The sequence below is a fragment of the Streptomyces smaragdinus genome, from assembly GCF_009604385.1.
GTDB lineage: Bacteria > Actinomycetota > Actinomycetes > Streptomycetales > Streptomycetaceae > Streptomyces > Streptomyces smaragdinus.
In genome coordinates, this window is sequence record NZ_WEGJ01000100.1 from 1 (window position 1) to 1,312 (window position 1,312).

Here is a 1,312-nt window from a genome sequence, read left to right on the forward strand (position 1 = left end):
CCACCGGCCACCCCTCGTTCGTGATGTCGAACTCCTTCGCCAACCAGACGATCGCCCAGATCGAACTGTTCACCAAGACCGAGCAGTACCCCGTCGGCGTCTACGTCCTGCCCAAACACCTCGACGAAAAGGTCGCCCGCCTCCACCTCGACGCCCTGGGAGCCAAACTCACCGTCCTGCGCCCGGAGCAGGCGTCGTACATCGGTGTCCCGGTCGAGGGCCCGTACAAGCCCGACCACTACCGCTACTGACCCAGTAGCCAAGCTCCACCCGCACATCCCCGCCGCCCGGCCCCTCTCCCAGGGACCGGGCGGCGTCGCGATTAGGCTGCGCCCCATGCCCCGCGGCCGCTATTCGCTCCACGACCCGTACGACGACACCCCGCTCGGCGAGGAACACTTCCAGTGCGCCCCCGGCCCGACGGGCTGGCGCTACGTCTCCCAGCTCACGACCCCCACGGGCACCCCGGCAGGCTCGGTGGACCTGACGACCGACAACCTCGGCCGCCCCATCCGCCTGGAGCTCCACTCCGCCGGCTGGCAGGTACGAGGAGCGGCCCTGGACGGCGTCACCTGGGTACGCACGGACGCCTCCGGCACGGACGCCCGCGAGGGCAACGCCCCCGCCCAGACCTTCACCGGCACCTCACCAGCATTCCTCGTGGCCACAGCCCGCCAGCTGGCCCTCAAGGAATCCGAGACCCGCCGAATCCGCGTCGTGACTTTCGCGCCCCCGGTACTGGCACCACGCACCCTCGACCAGTCCTGGACCCTGACGGAAACCCGGTTGCACGAGTCGGACGAAGGATCACTCGAAGTACAGACGTACCAGGTCACAGACCTGGAGACCGGGGAACAGGCAGAGGTCCACCTGTCCGGCGATGTGGTGCTCGCGGCCCCCGGGATCGAGCTGGAAGACCTGGAGACACCGCCCTCCACCTTCGACACCAACGGCTGATTGGTGTCCTGGCCTGGGAACCTGCTACTGTCATGCTCGTCCCGGCGGCACCCTTGACAAGGGAGCCAAAGGGAGGTAGATTCGAACAGTTGCCTGGAACTTGAAAGTTCGGTTGGCGGCCGTTAAGATCTACTTCGCTCGGCCCGGAAAGCAAATTCCGGAGAAGAGCATTCCGAATTCTCCACACTCGAGCGAGTGAAAATCCCGCCGAGAAAGTCTGGTAGAGTTGGAAACACCGAAGGGAAGCGCCCGGAGGAACCGGTGAAAGGGTTCCGAAGGAAGCGTCCGTTCCTTGAGAACTCAACAGCGTGCCAAAAGTCAACGCCAGATATGTTGATACCCCGTCGCTCACACG

Annotated in this window: 2 protein-coding genes; both read left to right on the plus strand. The window is 65.2% G+C overall.

Translation table 11 applies throughout. The annotated features are described in order from the left end of the window. A partial coding sequence (locus SRB5_RS35740; RefSeq protein ID WP_194293030.1) for an adenosylhomocysteinase occupies positions 1-251 on the plus strand: 251 nt, incomplete at its 5' end. Positions 252-336: 85 nt separating this feature from the next. Further along, entirely contained in the window at positions 337-957 is a 621-nt protein-coding gene (locus SRB5_RS35745) for a hypothetical protein (RefSeq protein WP_153458032.1), read from the plus strand. The last annotated feature ends 355 nt before the right edge of the window (positions 958-1,312 follow it).

What these genes read in the sequence shown, in the direction of transcription:
- SRB5_RS35745 (WP_153458032.1), top strand. Translation starts at nt 337, where the DNA reads ATGCCCCGCGGCCGCTATTCGCTCCACGACCCGTACGACGACACCCCG.